Source organism: Pseudoroseicyclus sp. H15 (assembly GCF_054353345.1).
The window spans coordinates 59,961-79,389 of the sequence record NZ_JBTHJE010000008.1 but is presented as its reverse complement, the minus strand read 5'-3'; the positions used below and the strand labels follow the sequence as shown (position 1 = coordinate 79,389).

Below are 19,429 nucleotides of genomic sequence, written 5' to 3'. Positions count from 1 at the left end.
TGCTGTTGCGCTTCATGCCCCTCATCATCGCCCTCGCCTGGGGAATCGTCGTCTGGCGCTTCTCCGTCTGGCGGACGGCGAAGGATCTGAACGAGCGCTCCGTCGAGCTGGCGGACCCGGCGCTGCGGCCGGTGCTGACGCGCATGGCCAAGGCGCTCGACCTCCCGCGTGTGCGGGTGTTCCTCTACGACGTGCCGCAGGTGAACGGCCTCGCCGCGCCCGACGGCCGCATTTTCATCACCCGTGGTTTTCACGACCGCTTCCGCCAGGGCCATGTCAGCGCCGAAGAGCTGGCGAGCGTGGTGGCGCATGAGCTGGGCCATATCGCACTCGGCCACGGGCGGCGGCGGCAGATCACCTTCGCGGTGGAGAACGCGCTGCGCGCCGGTCTGGCGATGACGCTGGGGCGGTTCATCCCCCGCTTCGGCACGATGATCGCGGGGTTCCTGACGAGCCTCGTCACCTCGCGCCTCTCCCGCGGGGCGGAATTCGAGGCAGATGCCTATGCGACGGCGCTCCTGGCCAAGGCCGGCATCGGCGCCGGACCGCAGAAGAGCCTGTTCCGCAAGCTCGACCGGTTGGCGGGAGGCGGCGGGCCGCAGGGCGCCATGCCGGCCTGGATGATGAGCCATCCGAAGACGGCGGAGCGCATCAAGGCAATCGAGGCGAACGAGGCGAAATGGGGGATCGAGGGGTAGCAAAGAGCGACCAATTCTCTCGCTCCTAGGCCCCGATCTATCCGCGCCGGGAGAGCGCCTGCCCGTGGGGTGGCGCCACTACGGCGCCGCTTCTTGATCTATGCCAGAAAAGCCCCTCTTCGCGGCGGGCTATGCGCTGCCGTCACCAGAGCGCCAGCCCGCCGGGACGGGCAGGCGCTCGCCCGGCGCCTTCGGCTTGATTCCGGGCGGGGCGAGAAGTGGAACCGATAGCGTGGTGGCTTTCAGCCCGGCGCTCGTGCCCCTCAGGCAATCCCCAGCTTCGCCAGCCGGTTCTCCCGCAGCCGCGCGAAATCGTCGCCCGCGTGGTAGCTAGAGCGCGTCAGCGGCGTCGCTGAGACCATCAGAAAGCCCTTGCCGTAGGCCGCCTTCTCGTAGCTGGCGAATTCCTCCGGCGTCACGAAGCGGTCCACCCGGTGGTGCTTCGGGCTCGGCTGCAGGTACTGGCCGATGGTGAGGAAATCGATGTCGGCGGCGCGCATGTCCTCCATCACCTGAATCACGGCCTGCCGGTCTTCGCCCAGCCCCACCATGATGCCCGACTTGGTGAACATCGTCGGGTCGAGCTCCTTCACCCGCTGGAGCAGCCGCAGCGAATGGAAGTAGCGCGCGCCCGGGCGCACCTCGGGGTAGAGCCCCGGCACCGTCTCCAGGTTGTGGTTGAAGACATCGGGCTTGGCCGCCACGACCACCTCAAGCGAGCCGGGGGCCGAGCGGATGAAATCGGGCGTGAGGATCTCGATGGTCGTGCCCGGCGATTGCCGGCGAATGGCGCGGATCGTCTGGGCGAAATGCTCCGCCCCGCCGTCGTCGACGTCGTCGCGGTCGACCGAGGTGATCACCACGTGGTTCAGCCCCAGCTTCTTCACCGCGTCGGCGACGCGGCCCGGCTCAAAGACGTCGAGCGCCTCGGGCGGCTTGCCGGTGGCGATGTTGCAGAACGAGCAGGCGCGGGTGCAGACCTCGCCCATGATCATCATGGTGGCGTGGCCCTGGCTCCAGCATTCGCCCACATTGGGGCAGCCGGCCTCTTCGCAGACGGTGGAGAGGCGGTGCTCGCGCATGATCTCGCGGGTCTGCCGGTAGCCTTCGGATGTCGGCGCCTTCACGCGAATCCAGTCGGGCTTTTTTGGCTGGGGCGCCTGATCGGGGCGATGTGCCTTTTCGGGGTGACGCTGCTGAGGGATCTTGAGATCGCGCAAGGGTCGGCTCCTCCTGACCTTTGCGTCTGATCTAGACCCTCGGGCGCCAATTGTCCAAGCCGTCGCCCGCAAGCCCGCCATGCACCGCGCGACACCCTAGCGTTATCAATAGATTGCCCAAAGCGCGCGCAACCGGCGCCGGGTTGACCCTTCCTTCGCACCTGCGGCAAAAGGCCCCCGCCTTTTCGCCCGCCACCGCTTGGACAGAGCCGCGCTTTGAGACATGTCCCGGGGCAGGAGGAGACGAGATTCAACTGCAAGAGAGGACGAACCCGATGCAATCCGGCGTCAAACTTCCCGAAGTGACCTTCCGCACCCGCGTCCGCGACGAGACGATCGAGGGGCCCAACCCCTTCCGGTGGGAGGACAAGACCACTGCCGATTACTTCGCCGGCAAGCGCGTCATCCTGTTCTCGCTGCCCGGTGCCTTCACCCCCACCTGTTCCACCTACCAGCTGCCCGGCTTCGAAAAGATGGCCGGCGAATTCGCTGAAGAGGGCATCGACGCGATCTACTGCATGTCGGTCAACGATGCCTTCGTGATGAACCAATGGGCCAAGGCCCAGGGGCTGGAGAATGTCTCGGTCATCCCCGACGGCTCTGGCGCCTTCACCCGGCGCATCGGCATGTTGGTCAACAAGGACAACCTCGGCTTCGGCATGCGGTCGTGGCGCTACGCGGCTGTCGTGAATGACGGCAAGGTCGAAGCCTGGTTCGAAGAGCCCGGCCTCGTCGACAATTGCGCCGACGACCCCTACGGCGAAACCTCGCCCGAGAACGTCATGGATTGGCTGAAGGCCAACCGCCAGACCGAAGCCGCCTGAGGCTTTCCGGGGGAGGCCACCGGGCCTCTCCCACCCCCGCGCGTCACGCGCCCTGCCGCATCTCCACCGTGACGTGGCCGATGCCGAATTCCTCCTCCATCACCCGCTTGATCGCCGCCCGTGCGGCGTCTGCCTCGGCGCCCGCCGCGAGGTCGGCTTCCAGCGTCGCCATCAGCCGCTCTTCGCTGATGCACCAGGCGTGCAGGTGATCGACAGAGGTCACGCCCGGCACCGCCTCGGCCAGCCGCGCCCGCGCTGCCGCCGGGTCGAAGCCGCGCGGCGTGCCTTCCAGCAGGATATGCCCCGCCTCGCCCAGTACCCGCCAGGCGGAGCGTAGAATGAGCAGCGAGACGACGACCGAGAGGATCGGGTCGATCGGCGTCCAGCCCGTCCAGAGGATGATCAGCGCCGCCGCGATGGCGCCGACGGATCCGAGCAGATCGCCCATCACATGCAGCGCCGCCGCCCGCGTGTTCAGCCCGCCCTCGGCGCCATGCAGGATGCGAAAGGCGAGGATGTTCACCAGCAGTCCCGCGATGGCGACCCAGAGCATCAGCCCGCCAAGCACGGGCGCCGGGTCTAGGAAACGACCGATGGCCTCGAAGCTGATCCAGATGGCGATGGCGAAAAGGGCGAGGCCGTTCACGAAGGCCGCCAGCACCGACACCCGGTCGAAGCCGTAGCTGCGCCGCGCATCCGCCGGCCGCCGCGCCATGCGCACCGCGAAGAAGGCGAGCAGCAGCGAGGCGAGGTCGGTGGCCATGTGCCCGGCATCCGCCAGCAGCGCCAGCGAGCCAGAGACGAGGCCGCCGACAATCTCGGCCACCATGAAGACGCCTGTCAGCCCTGCGGCCAGCCCCAGCGCCCGCGCGCCCCCGTGCGCGTGCCCAGCGTGGCTGTGGCCATGATCGTGCCCGCCGCCATGGCTACGCCCATGCGCGTGATCGTGCCCGTGATCGTCGCCCGCCATACCTTGTCCCTTCGAACCTTCGGCACCCTACCGCCGCGCCCGCCCCCCTCAGCCCGGCCCCCCTGTCTTTGCTCCTGGAAATCCTCGGGGGGAGCCGCCACAGGCGGCGGGGGGCAGACAGCCCCCTGCCCGGCCAGACGCCGCGCTGCTACTGAAACACAGCGCCGAACAGCACCGCATCCAGCGCCTGCAACCTGGCATCGTCCATGATGCAATCGCCATGCATGACCACCACGACCCACTCGCCGCCGTAGCTGGCGAAATAGCTGCCGTCCCCCGCCCCGTTCCAGCAGAGCTGCCCGAACGACCAGTAGAACCGCCGCCCCTCCACATCGGCAGAGAGGACGCCCGCCAGCGTGCCCAGCCCACCGCCCAGCTCGGCGATATCCCAGGCGGCGGGGTCTGCGCCCACGCGGCCCTCCGGCCCGAATTCCGCCCGAACGAAGCGCGCGAAATCGGCGGCGGACATCGACCAGCCGCCCCAGGAGCCATGCGCGGCCCAGGGGCCGTCCAACACCGGCGTCTCAAGGCCAAGCGGCTGGAAGAGCGCGGCGTCGCAGGCCTCGGCATAGCTCTCGCCGGTCGCCTCCTCGATCATCGCGCCGATCAGGGCGTAGTTTTCGTTGTTGTAGGCATAGGTGCCGGGCGTTCCCTGCTGCGGGTCGCGGCCAAGGGCGACGGCGGCGACCTCCTGGATCATCGGGGTATCCGAGAAGTTCACCGCGGCATTGCCCTGCGTGCTATCGGGCCAGATGCCGGCCGTATGAGTCATCAGATCGCCAAGGCGCGCCTCGGCCGCCGGGCCGCCCGCGCCGAGCAGGTCGCCCACTTTGGTGTCTGCCGTCAGCCCCGGCACCGCGTCGGCGCAGCCGGCGGTGATGGCCTTGGTGAGGCTGGCCAGCGGCATTGCCGCATCGGGCTCGGTGCCCATCGCGTATTCGCCGACCAGCTCGCCGTTCTGCATCACTGCGAGGGTGGAGACCTCGGTGCCGCCCTCCTCTGCCCAGCCGCGCCAGGCGGCCTCCACACGCTCGGGGATGCTCTCCTGCGCGTGGGCAGGAAAGGCGGTGAGGCAGGTCGCCAGGCTGGCGGCGATGAGGGGGAGTGAGCGCATGGGCTGTCCTTCCGGTTTGGATCAGGCGGGCGGGCGCTGCTCGCGCGCGGCGCCGATAAGCTCTTGGGCTGCTTCGGAAAGTAGCACACCCAGCTCCTCCATCCACCCGGAATCGCTGGAGCTGGCGCGCCGCACCAGGGCCAGCTCGCGCGCCGGTTCCGGTGCCGCGAAGCGCATCAGCGCCAGCCCCGGCGCCGCGGCGCATTCGGTGCGCAGCGCCAGCTCCGGCAGCAGCGTCAGCCCGTAGCCCTCGGCCACCAGCCCGGCCAGGGTTGAGAGCGACGAGGCGCCCAGATCGGTCTGCCGGCGTGACGAGAGACCGCAAACCTCCAGCGCCTGATCGGCCAGGCAATGGCCCTCGTCGAGAAGCAACAGCTGGTCGGCCGTCAGCTCGCGGGGCCGCAGCGATTCTGCCCGCGGTGCCATGGCGGCCAGGCGGGCGCGGCTGCCGGCGAGCAGAAAGCGGTCGGTGGCGATGGGCCGGGCGACGAGTCCCGGCTCCGTCAGCGGCAGGGCCACGATGGCGGCGTCGAGCCGGCCACGGCGCAGCTCTTCGAGCAGGCGGTCGGTCTGCGCTTCGCGGATGCGCAGCTCCATCGTCAGGTCGCGGCTGCGGATGCGCGTGAGCGCCGTCGGCAGCAGATAGGGCGCGACCGTGGGGATGACGCCCAGGTTGAGCCGCCCCGACAGCCCGTCGCGCCAGCGCACCGCCTGGCTGAGGTCGTCGACCTCCGCCAGGATTCGCCGCGCCCGGGCCAGCACCTCCTGCCCCGCCGCCGTCAGCCGCACGTCGCGCGGCAACCGCTCCACCAGCCGGGCGCCCAGCGCCTCTTCCAGCGCGCGCACCTGCTGCGAGAGCGCCGGCTGGGTGACATGCACCAGCTCTGCGGCCCGGCTGAAGCTGCCCGCCTCGGCCAGCGCCGCGAAATATCCAAGCTGCTTGAGAGAGAACCTATCCATTAGGCGAGCTTATGCCTGAGAGCAGGAAATGCAATTTCCAATTATGGCGGCGAGGGAGCATGATGCGCCCAAACTCGGGATTCCGAGACTAGCAAGGAGGCTTCCCCATGGCTGACAAACCCCGCCTGACAACCACCGCCGGCGCGCCCGTCCCCACCAACGAAACATCGAAAACCGCGGGTGAGCGCGGCCCGATCCTGATGCAGGATTACCAGCTCATCGAGAAGCTGGCTCACCAGAACCGCGAACGCATCCCCGAGCGCGTGGTGCATGCCAAAGGCTGGGGCGCCCTCGGCACCTTCACGGTCGAGCATGACATCACCAAATACACCCGCGCCAAGCTCTTCAGCGAGGTCGGCAAGCAGACGCAGGTGCTGTCGCGCTGGTCCACCGTGGCCGGCGAACAGGGTGCCGCCGATGCCGAGCGCGACGTGCGCGGCTTCTCCCTGAAGTTCTACACCGAAGAGGGCAACTGGGACATGGTGGGCAACAACACCCCCATCTTCTTCGTGCGCGACCCCTACAAGTTCCCCGATTTCATCCGCACCCAGAAGCGCCACCCCAAGACCAACATGCGCTCACCCGAGGCCATGTTCGATTTCTGGGCCGGCCAGCCGGAATCGGTGCACCAGGTGACGATCCTGATGTCGGATCGCGGCATCCCGGTGAACCCGATGCATATGCACGGCTACGGCAGCCACACCTACAGCTTCTGGAACGATGCCGGCGAGCGCTACTGGGTGAAGTTCCATTTCCGCTGCCAGCAGGAGATCAAGAACTACACCAACGAAGAGGCGCAGGAGCTGATCGGCAAGACCCGCGAGAGCTACCAGGAGGATCTCTTCAACAGCATCGAAGAGGGCCATTTCCCGAAGTGGGAGTTCTGCATCCAGGTGATGGAAGAAGAGCAGGCGCATCAGGTGTCGTTCAACCCGTTCGACCTCACCAAGGTCTGGCCGCATGACGACTTCCCGCTCATCCCGGTCGGCACGCTGGAGATGAACCAGAACGTCGAGAACTACTTCCAGTGGGTCGAGAACGCGGCCTATTCGCCGTCGAACATCGTGCCGGGCATCAGCTTCAGCCCCGACAAGATGCTGCAGGGCCGGATCTTCGCCTATGCCGATGCGCATCGCTACCGGCTTGGCACCCATTACGAGGCCCTGCCCGCCAATGCCCCGGCGGCGGTGGCGCAGCGGGTGCATTACCACAAGGACGGCGCGATGCGCTTCTTCCAGAACGATGTGGGCAATGCCGATGCCTATTACGAGCCGAACCAGTACAGCGACGCGCCGGTGGCCGACCCCTCGGTCACCGAACCGCCGCTGAAGATCGACCCCGAGGCCTTCCGCTACACCCAGGACGTGACGGAAATCGACTTCGTGCAACCCCGCGCACTCTATGCCGAGGTGATGGACCAGGCCGAGCGTGACCGGCTGCACAGCAACATGGCCGCCGCCATGGCGCCGACGTCGGACCCGGTGCGCGAGCGCTGGCTCGCCGTGCTCGGCCGGGTGCACCCCGATTACGAGGCCGGCGTGCGCAAGGAGCTGAAGCATCCCAAGCCCGAGGTCGCCATTCCGGTGACTGATGACACGCCGGTGCACGCCAAGTAAGGCGGCACGACAGAGATCGGAAAGGGGCGCCCCGGCGGCGCCCCTTTTCATTGGCCCTAGCCGATCATCGGGGCGTATGGCCCCTCGGCGCTGTCGTAATGCCGCTGGAGCCGCTCCAGAGCGATGCGCAGCACCACCTTGCCCGACCGGGCCGACCAGCCCATGCGTCGCTCCAGCGGTTCCATGCCTTCCAGAAAGCAGCAGCACCGCAGCGCCACATCGGCGAGACCGGGGCCGAGCTCTTCCAGCGCTGTGAGCAGCCGGGCGCGCGCCGCCTCTGCCCCCGCATCGCCCGGGGCGGCGGAGGGCGGATCGAAGGGTGCCGGGCCTCCAGCCTCGACATGCGCCTCCCACGCCGGTTTCAGCGCCGCGCCGAGGCGCGACAGCTCGTAATCCTCGCGCATCCGCTCACCGGCAGCGACAAGCGGGCGCGGCAGGAAGGGGCGGCCCTCGCGGTCGCGCCGCCGCGACAGGCCGGCCAGCGGGCTTTCGGCGAGGGTCGAGCGCATGTGGCGCAGGCGGCTGTCGCTTTCCTCTTCGCCGATCTGGCGGAAGGGCGCCTGCGCCTCGGCGAAGCCCGTGGGCGCCATGGCCTTTAGCGCGGCCCGACCGGCGGCGGTGAGCACGTAGCGCATGACGCGGGCGCCCGGGTCTTGCGGCTCGATCCATTCGCGCAGGGCCAGCGTTTCGGCAAAGCCGCGCTCCACCGTCGCTTCACGGTGGAGCGCGCCGTCTTCATCCTCGACGACGACGACGCCCATCTCCATGTCGCGGGCCACCGCCAGCACGGTGCGGGGCCGCGCCAGCCGTGTGAGCAGCCGGGCGGCCTGCCGCTCGAAGCCGGGCTCTGTGGCCATCGCGGCCCTGTCCTCGGCCAAACGGCGCAGGGCACCGTCGACGAGCGGGTCGTCGCGGCGCGCCTCCATCCGCCGCACCTGGCGCAGGATGGTAGAGGCATGCACATCCGCCGCCCGCGCCAGCGCACGGATCGGGCGGCCCCCTTCGGTATGCTTGAGGTAGTGGTGCACCGCTTCGGGCACCCAATCCGGCAGGCCTGCGCCCTTGTGATCGGCAGCTCCGGCTCGTGTCATTTCCATATCAGGCACCCCCAGATGGCCAGCTCTCACCCCCCGGGGCGGACCCCGGATCATGGTTTCCGTTCCCACAACCTGAGGTTGTATTGTTACCGTTCGGTAAACAGTAAGGACCTTGGTAACGGAGGTTACCTGTCTGCGAACGCATGGGCCCGCCCGGCCGCCCTCTTCCGCCCGTTCCGGCAACGCCCCCTGCTCCCGTGCCAGAGTGCCGCCGTCACGAGTGCCGAGAGGAGACAGGCCATGCAGGATGTGTTGGGACGGATCGGGCAGCTACAGCGACCGCGCCTGCTGGTGCGGGCGGCGCGTGCGGGGGTCGAGGAGTACCGGCGCGACCACATGCTGCCCCGGCTGCTGCATTGCATCGCGCCACCCCGCTCTGGCGAGGCGGTAATGGCGCTGCTCGACATCGAGGCAGAGGAGAATGCCCGGCGGCTCGCCGGCACGGCGGATTACGCCATCCCCCACCATATCGAGCTGCTGATCGCGCTGATGGGCGAGGCCCGGCATCTGCGGGCCGCGGCACGGGGCGAGGAGGCTGAAGAACCGGCCCGCGCGTGATGGCGCAGGCCGGCAAGGGGGTCAGGAGAAGGCGTCGGGCATCGAGGCCTTCTTCTCATCGACATAAGCGCGCAGCCCGTCGGCGATGCCCTGATCCATCGGCGGGGCAACATACTGGCCCAGCAGCTTTTCAACGCGCACCGCGGCGAGCGTTTCGGTGCTGCGGGCGCCATCTTCTTCCCACGTTTCGAAGGGCTTGTAGTCCAGCACTTCAGAGCGCCAGAACGCCGTCTTGAAGTTGGCCTGGGTATGGGCGCAGCCAAGGTAGTGGCCGCCCGGGCCGACCTCGCGAATGGCATCCATCGCCTGCGCGCCTTCCGAGCTGTCGACGCCCTTGGCAAGGCTGTGGAGCACGCCGAGCTGGTCGGCATCCATCACGAATTTCTCGAAACTGGCGACAAGCCCGCCCTCAAGCCAGCCAGCCGAGTGGAGCATGAAGTTCACCCCGGCGAGGAAGCCCATGTTCAGCGAATTGGCACTCTCGTAGCCGGCCTGCGCATCGGGCAGTTTAGAGCCGCAGAAGGCCCCCGCCGAACGATACGGCAGCCCCAGCCGGCGCACGAGCTGGCCCGCGCCATAGGTGATCATCGAGGCCTCGGGCGTGCCGAAGGTGGGGGCGCCGGAGTTCATGTCGATCGAGGTGACGAAGGCGCCGGCGATGGCCGGCGCGCCGGGGCGCACGAGTTGGCTGTAAGACACACCGGCCAGGATCTCGGCCAGCACCTGCGTGAGCGTACCGGCTACGGAGACGGGCGCCATGGCGCCGCCGACGATGAAAGGCGAGATGATGGCCGCCTGGTTGTTGGCGGCATAGACCTCCAGCGCGCCCATCATGGTGGCATCGAAGGTGAGCGGCGAGTTGATGTTGACCAGCGAGGTCATCACCGTGTTCTGGTCGACGAAATCGGCGCCGAACAGGATCTTCGCCATGTCGACGCTGTCCTGCGCGCGGGAGGGCTCTGTGACCGAGCCCATGAAGGGCTTGTCGGAGAGCGTCATGTGCGCCAGCAGCATGTCGAGGTGGCGCTTGTTCACCGGAATATCGGTCGGCTCGCAGACGGTGCCGCCGGAGTGGTGCAGCCACTTCGACATGTAGGCGAGCTTCACGAACTTCTCGAAGTCGGCCATCGTCGCGTAGCGGCGACCGCCGTTCACGTCGCGCACGAAGGGCGGGCCGTAGACGGGGGCGAGGACGAGGTTGCGCCCGCCGATCTCGACATTGCGGGCCGGGTTGCGGGCATGCTGGGTGAAGGTCGAGGGCGCCGTTTTTACCAGCTCGCGGGCAAGGCCCTTGGGCAGGCGCACCCGGTCGCCCTGCACATCAGCGCCGGCCTGACGCCAGCGCTCGAGCGCGCCGGGATTGTCGGGGAAAGCGACGCCGATCTCTTCGAGCACCTGCTCGGCATTGGCCTCGATGATCTCGATGGCCTCGGCGTTCAGCACTTCCAGATTCGGAACGTTGCGCTCGATGTAGCGGGCCGTCTCGAAGCTGATGGCGGTTCGCTCGGCGCGCCGTGCCGCCCCGCCGCCGCCCGCCCTGCCGCGCCTGCGCTCTGCCACGTCGTTCATGTCTCGCCCTCCGAGATCCGGCCAGTTTCGAGCCTGATACGCGCAGAAGGTTAAGGCCGAAGCCGATTTTGCGCCCTCTGTGGGGCGAAAACGACATCAACATGCAAACGGCCCGGGCGCTTCCGCCCGGGCCGGCTGTCGAAGAAAGCGCGCGGGGTCAGGCGGCTTCCTTGTTCAGACCTTTCTCGGCAAAGCCGGAGAGCTTCTTGTCCGCCGCGTATTCCTGGTCGAGGTTGGCTTGCAGCGGTTCCAGCGCGCCATTGTGGCCCAGAGTCTTGGCCCAGGCGATCAGCGTGCCGTAGCGGGTGATCTCGTAATGCTCGACAGCCTGCGCGGCGGCGATCATGCCGGCGTCGCGGGCATCGGGCGTTTCGGTCTCCGACATGATCTCGGCGCCCTCGTCGAGGATGCCGTTGATCGCATCGCAGGTGACGCCGCGGGCCTTGAGCCCGAGGTATTCGAACACCTTCTCGAGGTTGGCGATATGGCCCTCGGTCTCTTCGAGATGCGATTCGAAGGCTTCCTTCAGCTCGGCGGCCTCGGCCTTGCGGGCCATTTTCGGCAGCGTCTTCGCGATCTTCTTCTCTGCGTAATAGATGTCGCGCAGGAAGTGGACGAACAGGTCTTGCAGATCCTTCATGGGTGCCTCCTTCGGGCTGCAGCGAAAATCGCTGCATTTGATCGCTCAACGTCCGCTCTGGCAGCGCCGTTCCGCCCCGTGCTGCGCAACAAATGTTAAACGATGGGCATGGGCGGCCCTTCGCCTGCGGCCGTATTGCGCGCCGGCCCGCTTGAGGGGTGCTGGCTCTTGCGCCGCTTCGTCCGCGCCCCTAATCGGTGGGCCATGACCAGCCCCATTGCCAAGGCGCACGACCGCCTGCTCATCATCGATTTCGGCTCTCAGGTGACGCAGCTCATCGCGCGGCGCCTGCGCGAGCTGAACGTCTATTGCGAGATCCACCCCTTCAACATGGTGACGGCGGAGTTCCTCGCCGAATTCGCCCCGAAGGCGGTGATCCTCTCCGGTGGCCCCGCCTCGGTGATCGACGAGGGCTCGCCCCGTCCGCCCGCGGAGGTCTTCGAGCTCGGCGTGCCGATCCTTGGCATCTGTTACGGCCAGCAGGTGATGATGGAGATGCTGGGCGGCAAGGTCGAACGCGGCGACGGCACGGCGGAGTTCGGCCGCGCCTACGTGACGCCCTCCCAACCGCTCGATCTGCTGAACGGCTGGTTCGACACCGGGCGCGAGCAGGTTTGGATGAGCCATGGCGACCACGTCGCGAAGATCGCCCCCGGCTTCGAGGTCTATGCCACCTCCCCCGGCGCGCCTTACGCGGTGATCGCCGATGCGGCCCGCCATTTCTACGCCGTGCAGTTCCACCCCGAGGTGCACCACACGCCCAACGGGCGGACGCTCTACAAGGCCTTCGTCGAGCTCGCCGGCTTCAAGGGCGACTGGACGATGGAGGCCTACCGCGCCGAGGCGGTGAAGAAGATCCAGGAGCAGGTGGGCGACCGCAAGGTGATCTGCGCGCTCTCGGGCGGTGTCGACAGCTCCGTCGCCGCCGTGCTGCTGCACGAGGCCATCGGCGAGAACCTCACCTGCGTCTTCGTCGACCACGGGCTCTTGCGCCTGAACGAGGCCGAAGAGGTCGTGGCCATGTTCCGCGACCACATGAACCTGCGGGTGATCCACGCGCAGGAGCAGGATCTCTTCCTCGGTGCGCTCGAGGGCGTCTCCGACCCCGAGGTGAAGCGCAAGACCATCGGCAAGCTCTTCATCGACGTCTTCCAGCGCTATGCCGGCGAGATCGAGGGCGCGGAGTTCCTCGCGCAAGGCACGCTCTATCCCGACGTGATCGAGAGCGTCAGCTTCTCCGGCGGGCCTTCGGTGACGATCAAGAGTCACCACAATGTCGGCGGCCTGCCCGAGAAGATGGGCCTGAAGCTGGTGGAGCCGCTCCGCGAGCTCTTCAAGGACGAGGTGCGCGAGCTTGGCCGCGAGCTTGGCCTGCCGCCGCATTTCATCGGCCGCCACCCCTTCCCCGGCCCGGGCCTCGCCATCCGCTGCCCCGGCGAGATCACGCGCGAGAAGCTAGACATCCTGCGCAAGGCGGATGCCGTCTATATCGACCAGATCCGCAAGCACGGGCTTTACGATGAGATCTGGCAGGCCTTCGTGGCGATCCTGCCGGTGCGCACGGTGGGCGTGATGGGCGACGGGCGGACCTACGATTTCGCCTGCGCCCTGCGCGCGGTCACCTCGGTGGATGGCATGACGGCCGATTACTACCCGTTCACCCACGAGTTTCTGGGCGAGACGGCGACCCGCATCATCAACGAAGTTCGGGGCATCAACCGTGTCACTTACGACATCACGTCGAAGCCGCCGGGCACCATCGAATGGGAGTGAGCGCGGCCTCGCGTTTTCGCTCAGCGGAATTTTTATGCGCTGCCCCTCGCGGCGTGTAGCACAGACTGGCAGCATCCGTTTTTCGGGCCAGACTGCGTTGAAAATTCACTAAAATTCTATTCTCCGTGATATTACTTTCGAGGACAAAAGTTATTACTGAGCCGTCTGCGGGGATTGCCGCGATTGTTCATTAAATTGTCCGGCTTGTTTCATTTGGAAACGGGGCGCAGGGGCCCGGGAAGCCTCAGCAACGCTCCCCATTTGGGGACTATAAAATGGCGACGAGATTGGTGAAGTGCCGCGAATGCGGCCATCGAATGCGCTTGGGCGGAAGGCACTGCGGTTATTGCGGCGCAGACAAGCCGGCCTGGGCCTGGCCCGGCACATGGGCAATCAGTGTTTCGGCGATCTGCCTGGTCGCCGCCTTCGCCCTCGCCTGACGAGGCTTTCCTTTGCCGTGGCGGCGCCCTAGCGTCGCCGCGGCATGAGCACACAGGCATCTCAGGATCAGACATCGCAGGATCAGCCGGGCAGCGTCGGGACAGCGGCGCTCTGGATGATCGGCGCTGTGGTGGCCTTTTCCACCATGGCCATTGCGGCGCGCAGCCTGGCCGGCGCCTTCGATACGTTCGAAATCATGTTCTACCGCTCGCTGGTGGGCATCGTGCTCGTCGTCAGCGTCGGCGCGGCGACGGGGCATCTGCGCGACGTGCGCACCAGCCGGCTGCCGCTGCATGCCTTGCGCAACCTGGCGCATTTTACCGGGCAGAACCTGTGGTTCTTCGCCATCCCGCTGATCCCGCTGGCGCAGGTCTTCGCGCTGGAGTTCACCTCGCCGATCTGGGTGATCCTGCTCTCGCCGCTGCTGCTGGGCGAGCGCATCACCCGCATCGGCGTTTTCGCGGCGCTGCTGGGCTTCATCGGCATCCTCGTCGTCACCCGCCCCACGCCCGAGGCGATCTCGCCGGGGCTGATCGCGGCGGCGCTGGCAGCCGTGGGCTTTGCGCTGACAGCCATCGCCACACGGCGCCTGACGCGGCACGAGAAGATCACGTCGATCCTCTTCTGGCTGGTGACGATGCAGGCCTTCTTCGGGCTGGTCTGCGCCGGCTACGATGGTGAGATCGCCCTGCCCTCGATGCACAATCTCGGCTGGCTCATCGTCGTCGGCTGCGGCGGCGTGGTCGCCCATTTCTGCCTGACGACAGCTCTGTCGCTGGCGCCCGCGCCAATTGTCATGCCGATCGACTTTGCCCGCCTGCCGCTGATCGCCATCGTGGGCGCGATCTTCTACGGCGAGCCCCTCGACATCTATGTCTTCCTCGGCGCGGCGCTGATCTTCGGCGGCAATTATCTCAACATCACGCGTGGCCAGGCCCCGCGGCGCCAAAGCAACGCCGTCAACTAGCCGATTTTGTTACGCGGGGTCTCGTCTTGACCCGCGTCAAACCGCCGCGCTTATGGATTCACAACCTGGTGATGCGTTTCTGGGAGGAGACCCATGAAGACCCTACTCTGCGGCAGCGCCGCTCTCGCCCTCTGTGCCGGTGCCGTTCAGGCCGGCGGTCTCGACCGTTCTGGACAGAGCGTTGATTTCATTTTCGAACCCGGCGGCTACGCCGAGCTGAGCTATGGCATGGTCATGCCCGATGTCAGCGGACAGATCGGCGGCGTGCTGAGCTCGGGCAACATGAACCCCGATTATGCGCAGTACAGCTTCTCGATCAAAACCGATCTGACCCCGAACCTGTCTTTCGGCGTCAGCATCGACACGCCCTTCGGCGCCAGCATCGACTATTCGAATGCCGACCCGGGCTATCCCGTCGATTCCGTCGGGCGGATCGAATCCGTGGGCCTGACCGCCCTCGCCCGCTACCGCTTCAACGAAAACATCTCCGTCCATGGCGGCGCCCGGATGATCCAGGCCGACGGCACGCTCACCTCGGGCGGCGTAACGACGGAATTCGCCAGCGATTCCGGCACCGGCTACGTCGTCGGCATGGCCTATGAGATCCCCGACATCGCGCTGCGCGCTGCGCTCACCTATTCCTCGGCCATCGAGATGAGCCATGAGACGAGCGCTCTTGGCGGCACGCTGCCGCTGGGCGACACGAACTACGAATGGCCGCAATCGGTGAACATCGATTTCCAGACCGGCATCATGGAAGACACGCTGCTGCTCGCCGGCGTGCGCTGGGCCGAATGGACGGCGACCGACATCAACGTGGGCCAGACGGGCACCGACCTGATCGACTACAACCACGATGTCTTCACCTACCGCCTCGGCATCGGCCGGCGCTTCACGCCGAACTTCGCCGCCTCGGCCACCGTCAGCTACGAGGCAGACGATGGCGAGCTGGCCTCGAACCTGTCGCCGACCGACGGGCGCATCGGCCTCTCCGTGGGCGGCACCTACACGATGGGCAATGCCGAGATCACCGCGGGCGTGAACTACACCAAGCTCGGCGATGCGACGGCGGAACTCACCGGCGCCGAATTCACCGAGAACCACGCCTTCGGCTACGGCATCTCGCTCGGCTTCCGCTTCTAAGCCTCTGCTCCCCGCCCGGGCGCCGGGCGGGGAGCCATCCTCAAAGCGCAGAAAGCGGATTGCCCCCGCCCCGGCCCATGAGCCAGATGCGCGCATGTCCCAGACTCAGAAAACACTCTCGCCCCTCGCCTGGACGCTGCTGCTGGCGCTCGCCTTCATCTGGGGCGCGACCTTCGTGGCCAACCGCTTCGCCCTGCAGATCGCGGCTCCCGCCTGGATCACCGCGACGCGGGTGACGCTGGCGGTGCCGGTGCTCTGGGCCGCGGTGTGGATCACCCGCCAGCCGGTGCCGAAGGGCTGGCGCATCTGGGGCGCGCTGCTGGTGATGGGCGCGCTCAACAACGTGCTGCCGTTCACGCTGATCGCCTGGGGCCAGGGCCATGTGCCCTCCGGCCTTGCCGCCATCCTCAACGCCACCACGGCGCTCTGGGGCATGGCGCTGGCGGCCATCGTCTTTGCCGATGAGCGGATGACGGCGCCGAAGGCGTTTGGCCTCGCGCTCGGCTTTGCCGGCGTGGTGCTGGTCATCGGGCCGACGGTGCTGAGCGAGCTGGACCTCACCGCGCTGGCGCAGCTCGCGGTGATCGGCGCGACGCTCAGCTATGCCATCGCCGGCATCTGGGCGCGCAAGATGCTCTCCGGCCTGCCGCCGCTCACCTCCGCCGCCGGGATGCTCAGCGGCTCCGCCCTGCTGGCCGTGCCGCTGGCCTTATGGATGGCGGGCCCGCCCGGCGCGCCCTCGCTGAAGGGCGGGCTGGCGCTGCTCTATCTGGCGCTCTTCGCCACGGCGCTGGCCTTCATCCTGTACTACCGCCTCATGGCGACCGCGGGCACCGGCTACACGATGCTCGCCACGCTGCTCGTCGCCCCGGTCGGCGTGGCCCTCGGCGCCATCGTCTTCGGTGAGACGCTGCCGCCCCGCGCCCTGGCCGGCTTCGGGCTGATCGCGCTGGCGCTCATCACGCTCAACAGCAAAATCCGTCTGGCGCGGTGGCGCCGCGCGGGTTAACCAGCCGCCATGCTGTATCCCGACGCAAACGCCTGGCGCGCGGCCGATGAGAAGCGCGTGCTGCTCTTCGGCATGTCCGGCCTTGGCAAGACGCATATCAGTCAGCGCCTGCGCGCTACTGGCCGCTGGTTTCACTACTCGGTCGATTACCGCATCGGCAGCCGCTACCTTGACGAGGCCATCGCCGACAACGCCAAGCGCGAGGCGATGAAGGTGCCGTTCCTGCGTGAGCTGCTGCTGACCGACAGCATCCACGTCACCGCCAACCTTACCTTCGGCAACCTCGCCGCCGTCTCCTCCTGGCTCGGCAAGCCGGGTGACCCGGCCAAAGGCGGCCTGCCGATCGCGGAGTACCAGAAGCGGCAGGCCCGCTTCCGCGCCGCCGAGATCGCCGCCCTGCGCGACACCGGCCATTTCGCCCGCCGCTCGGAAGAGCTCTACGGCTACCCCAATTTCGTCTGCGACAGCGGCGGCTCGATCTGCGAATGGGTCGAGCCGGAGAACCCAGACGACCCGCTCCTGCAGGAGCTGTCGAGCCAATGCCTGCTCGTCTGGATCGAGGGCAGCAGCGCGCATGAGGCCGAGCTGATCCGCCGCTTCGACGCAACCCCCAAGCCCATGGCCTACCAGCCGGAGTTCCTGGCCGAGACTTGGGCCGCCTATCTCGCCGAGACCGGCAAGGCCGAGGATGCCGTCGACCCCGACAGCTTCATCCGCTTCGCCTATGCCCGCGCCCTCGCCCACCGGCAGCCGCGCTATGCGGCCATGGCGAAACGGGGCGTGACGATCACGGCCGAAGAGGCGGCCGGCGTCGCGGATGAAGAGGGCTTTATCCAAGTGATCGCCGCCGCACTTGAGCGCCGGGCCGCAGGGGCATAGATAGGCGCCCTTCGCGAAGGAGTGGCGACATGCCCATCAAGCTGCACGAGAACCTGCCTGCCTATGCCGTCCTCGAGACCGAGGGTGTCATGGTCATGGGCGATCTTCGTGCCGCCCGGCAGGACATCCGCCCCCTGCGCTTCGGCCTGCTCAACCTCATGCCGAAGAAGATCCAGACCGAGACGCAATTCGCTCGGCTGATCGGCGCCACGCCCCTGCAGATCGAGCTCAGCCTGATCCGCATGACGAGTCACGAGGCCAAGAACACCGCCGCGGGCCATATGGAGGAATTCTACCGCCCCTTCGCCGAGGTCGAGGCCTCGGGCGAAAAGTTCGACGGCTTCATCATCACTGGCGCCCCCATCGAGCATCTGCCTTTCGAGGAGGTGACCTATTGGGACGAGCTGCGCCGCGTGATGGACTGGACGCAGACCCACGTGCATTCGACCTTCGGCGTCTGCTGGGGCGGCATGGCGATGGCCTGGCACTTCCACCGGGTGCCCAAGGTCGTCCTGCCCGAAAAGGCCTTCGGCTGCTTCCGGCATCGCAACCTGCAGCCGACCTCGCCCTTCCTGCGCGGCTTCTCCGACGATTGCACCATGCCCGTCAGCCGCTGGACAGAGATGCGCCAGGACGACATCGACAAGGCGGAAAACCTCACCACGCTGATGACCTCTGACGAGACGGGCCCCTGTCTGGTGCACGACCCCGACCACCGGGCGCTCTACATCATCAACCACCTCGAATACGACAGCACGACGCTCAAGGAAGAATACGACCGCGACGTCGCCGCCGGCGCCGCCATCGAGGTGCCGCGCAACTATTACCCGAACGACGATCCGACCCGCCAGCCGATCAACCGCTGGCGCAGCCACGCGCATCTGCTCTACGGCAATTGGATCAACGAGATCTATCAGACGACGCCCTTCGATCTGGCCGAAATCGGCGCGTGACGCGAAAGGGGCGCAAAGGCATGGCTATCAGTCTGATCGTCCTTCTGGCCCTGGCACTGGCGGTGACCTTCGCCGTCCGCCAGCAGCGCATCCGGGCCGAGGCCGCCTTCCCGCCGCTCGGGCAGGTCCTGCAAGTAAATGGCCGCGCCGTGCATGTGGCCGAGGCCGGCGCCGGGCCAGTGGTGATCCTGATCCACGGCGCCGGCGGCAACCTGCGCGATTTCTCCTTCGATCTGATGGGCCGTCTCGCGCCCGACTTCCACGTCGTCGCCTTCGACCGGCCCGGCCTTGGCTATTCCGAAGCCCTGCCCGGCACCGCGGGCCCCACCGAGCAGGCCCGCCAGCTCGAAGCGGCGGTCGCGCAGATGGGCCTCGGCCCCGCCGTCGTCGTTGGCCACAGCTATGGCGGCGCTGTCGCCATGGCATGGGCCGAGATCGCGCCGGAGCGGGCGGCGGCGGTCGTCACGCTCTCGGGCGCCGTCATGCCCTGGGAAGGGCCCTACGAGGCATTCTACCACGTCACCGGCAGCTGGTGGGCGCGCTGGACGACGGCGCCCTTGATGAGCGCCTTCGCCCCCAAGTCGCAGGTCGAGAAAGCGCTGGCCGGCATCTTCGCCCCGCAATCACCGCCGCCCGGATACTTGGGCGAGGTCGGCGCCCCCCTGACGCTGCGCCGCGCCTCTCTAGCCACCAATGGCCGGCAGGTGCTGGCGCTGCGCGAGGATCTGGCGGAGCAGTCGCAAGGCTACGGCGCGCTGCAAATGCCGGTGGAGATCATCCACGGCACCGCCGACCGGACCGTCGATCTCGATATCCACGCCCGCGGGATGGACGCGCTGCTGCCGCATTCGAACGTCACCGTGCTGGAGGGCGTCGGCCACATGCCGCACCATGCCGACCCGGAGGCCACGGTTGCCGCCATCCGGCGCGCCGCTTCCCGCGCCGGATTGATCTAGGCGCCCCGCCCGCCCATATTCCCCTGGCCCCATAAGGGGCAA

18 protein-coding genes are annotated in these 19,429 nt (G+C 67.5%); 11 read left to right on the top strand and 7 right to left on the bottom strand.

What is annotated here, in order from left to right:
- Positions 1 to 2: 2 nt before the first annotated feature.
- Positions 3 to 698 carry a M48 family metallopeptidase gene (locus ACXN5S_RS18265; protein ID WP_458607013.1) on the top strand — a complete coding sequence of 232 codons (696 nt, stop codon included), beginning with the start codon at positions 3 to 5 and terminating at the stop codon, positions 696 to 698.
- 263 nt (positions 699 to 961) lie between these two features.
- Here the strand turns inward: ACXN5S_RS18265 and lipA are convergent, their stop codons facing one another.
- Positions 962 to 1,918 (bottom strand): lipoyl synthase, encoded by a 957-nt coding sequence (gene lipA / locus ACXN5S_RS18260; protein WP_458606917.1) that lies wholly within the window; start codon positions 1,916 to 1,918, stop codon positions 962 to 964.
- Positions 1,919 to 2,193: 275 nt separating this feature from the next.
- On the opposite strand from lipA, the gene ACXN5S_RS18255 reads away from it, so the two are divergent.
- Positions 2,194 to 2,742 (top strand): redoxin family protein, encoded by a 549-nt coding sequence (locus ACXN5S_RS18255; protein ID WP_458606916.1) that lies wholly within the window; start codon positions 2,194 to 2,196, stop codon positions 2,740 to 2,742.
- A gap of 43 nt (positions 2,743 to 2,785) precedes the next feature.
- Here the strand turns inward: ACXN5S_RS18255 and ACXN5S_RS18250 are convergent, their stop codons facing one another.
- The 3 genes from ACXN5S_RS18250 to ACXN5S_RS18240 form a co-directional block, all read right to left on the bottom strand.
- Positions 2,786 to 3,712, bottom strand: coding sequence for a cation diffusion facilitator family transporter (locus ACXN5S_RS18250; protein ID WP_458606915.1), 927 nt, complete (start codon positions 3,710 to 3,712; stop codon positions 2,786 to 2,788).
- Positions 3,713 to 3,860: 148 nt separating this feature from the next.
- Positions 3,861 to 4,826 carry a serine hydrolase domain-containing protein gene (locus tag ACXN5S_RS18245; protein ID WP_458606914.1) on the bottom strand — a complete coding sequence of 322 codons (966 nt, stop codon included), beginning with the start codon at positions 4,824 to 4,826 and terminating at the stop codon, positions 3,861 to 3,863.
- Between the two features lie 21 nt (positions 4,827 to 4,847).
- Positions 4,848 to 5,786, bottom strand: a complete 939-nt coding sequence (locus ACXN5S_RS18240) for a LysR substrate-binding domain-containing protein (RefSeq protein WP_458606913.1) — start codon at positions 5,784 to 5,786, stop codon at positions 4,848 to 4,850.
- A gap of 107 nt (positions 5,787 to 5,893) precedes the next feature.
- On the opposite strand from ACXN5S_RS18240, the gene ACXN5S_RS18235 reads away from it, so the two are divergent.
- Complete coding sequence (locus ACXN5S_RS18235) at positions 5,894 to 7,402, top strand: catalase (protein ID WP_458606912.1); 1,509 nt, start codon at positions 5,894 to 5,896, stop codon at positions 7,400 to 7,402.
- A gap of 56 nt (positions 7,403 to 7,458) precedes the next feature.
- On the opposite strand, the gene ACXN5S_RS18230 is transcribed toward ACXN5S_RS18235, so the two are convergent.
- Positions 7,459 to 8,499 carry a DUF6456 domain-containing protein gene (locus ACXN5S_RS18230; protein ID WP_458606911.1) on the bottom strand — a complete coding sequence of 347 codons (1,041 nt, stop codon included), beginning with the start codon at positions 8,497 to 8,499 and terminating at the stop codon, positions 7,459 to 7,461.
- A gap of 240 nt (positions 8,500 to 8,739) precedes the next feature.
- On the opposite strand from ACXN5S_RS18230, the gene ACXN5S_RS18225 reads away from it, so the two are divergent.
- Positions 8,740 to 9,057, top strand: coding sequence for a DUF6477 family protein (locus ACXN5S_RS18225; protein WP_458606910.1), 318 nt, complete (start codon positions 8,740 to 8,742; stop codon positions 9,055 to 9,057).
- A gap of 21 nt (positions 9,058 to 9,078) precedes the next feature.
- Here the strand turns inward: ACXN5S_RS18225 and ACXN5S_RS18220 are convergent, their stop codons facing one another.
- Positions 9,079 to 10,626 carry a trimethylamine methyltransferase family protein gene (locus tag ACXN5S_RS18220; RefSeq protein ID WP_458606909.1) on the bottom strand — a complete coding sequence of 516 codons (1,548 nt, stop codon included), beginning with the start codon at positions 10,624 to 10,626 and terminating at the stop codon, positions 9,079 to 9,081.
- Between the two features lie 157 nt (positions 10,627 to 10,783).
- Positions 10,784 to 11,266, bottom strand: a complete 483-nt coding sequence (locus tag ACXN5S_RS18215; protein ID WP_458606908.1) for a YciE/YciF ferroxidase family protein — start codon at positions 11,264 to 11,266, stop codon at positions 10,784 to 10,786.
- A 204-nt stretch (positions 11,267 to 11,470) separates the two neighbouring features.
- On the opposite strand from ACXN5S_RS18215, the gene guaA reads away from it, so the two are divergent.
- The 7 genes from guaA to ACXN5S_RS18180 all read left to right on the top strand — a co-directional run bounded on the left by guaA (position 11,471) and on the right by ACXN5S_RS18180 (position 19,387).
- Complete coding sequence (gene guaA, locus ACXN5S_RS18210) at positions 11,471 to 13,039, top strand: glutamine-hydrolyzing GMP synthase (protein WP_458606907.1); 1,569 nt, start codon at positions 11,471 to 11,473, stop codon at positions 13,037 to 13,039.
- A gap of 484 nt (positions 13,040 to 13,523) precedes the next feature.
- The gene (locus ACXN5S_RS18205; protein WP_458606906.1) at positions 13,524 to 14,447 is read left to right on the top strand and encodes a DMT family transporter; all 924 of its coding nucleotides are present in this window, start codon (positions 13,524 to 13,526) and stop codon (positions 14,445 to 14,447) included.
- A gap of 93 nt (positions 14,448 to 14,540) precedes the next feature.
- The gene (locus ACXN5S_RS18200; RefSeq protein WP_458606905.1) at positions 14,541 to 15,590 is read left to right on the top strand and encodes an OmpP1/FadL family transporter; all 1,050 of its coding nucleotides are present in this window, start codon (positions 14,541 to 14,543) and stop codon (positions 15,588 to 15,590) included.
- Between the two features lie 94 nt (positions 15,591 to 15,684).
- Positions 15,685 to 16,599 carry a DMT family transporter gene (locus ACXN5S_RS18195; protein WP_458606904.1) on the top strand — a complete coding sequence of 305 codons (915 nt, stop codon included), beginning with the start codon at positions 15,685 to 15,687 and terminating at the stop codon, positions 16,597 to 16,599.
- Between the two features lie 9 nt (positions 16,600 to 16,608).
- The gene (locus ACXN5S_RS18190) at positions 16,609 to 17,478 is read left to right on the top strand and encodes an ATPase (RefSeq protein ID WP_458606903.1); all 870 of its coding nucleotides are present in this window, start codon (positions 16,609 to 16,611) and stop codon (positions 17,476 to 17,478) included.
- Between the two features lie 29 nt (positions 17,479 to 17,507).
- On the top strand, positions 17,508 to 18,431 hold the full coding sequence (gene metA, locus ACXN5S_RS18185; protein ID WP_458606902.1) for a homoserine O-acetyltransferase MetA: 924 nt from the start codon (positions 17,508 to 17,510) through the stop codon (positions 18,429 to 18,431).
- A 20-nt stretch (positions 18,432 to 18,451) separates the two neighbouring features.
- Positions 18,452 to 19,387 (top strand): alpha/beta fold hydrolase, encoded by a 936-nt coding sequence (locus ACXN5S_RS18180; protein ID WP_458606901.1) that lies wholly within the window; start codon positions 18,452 to 18,454, stop codon positions 19,385 to 19,387.
- Positions 19,388 to 19,429 lie beyond the last annotated feature (42 nt).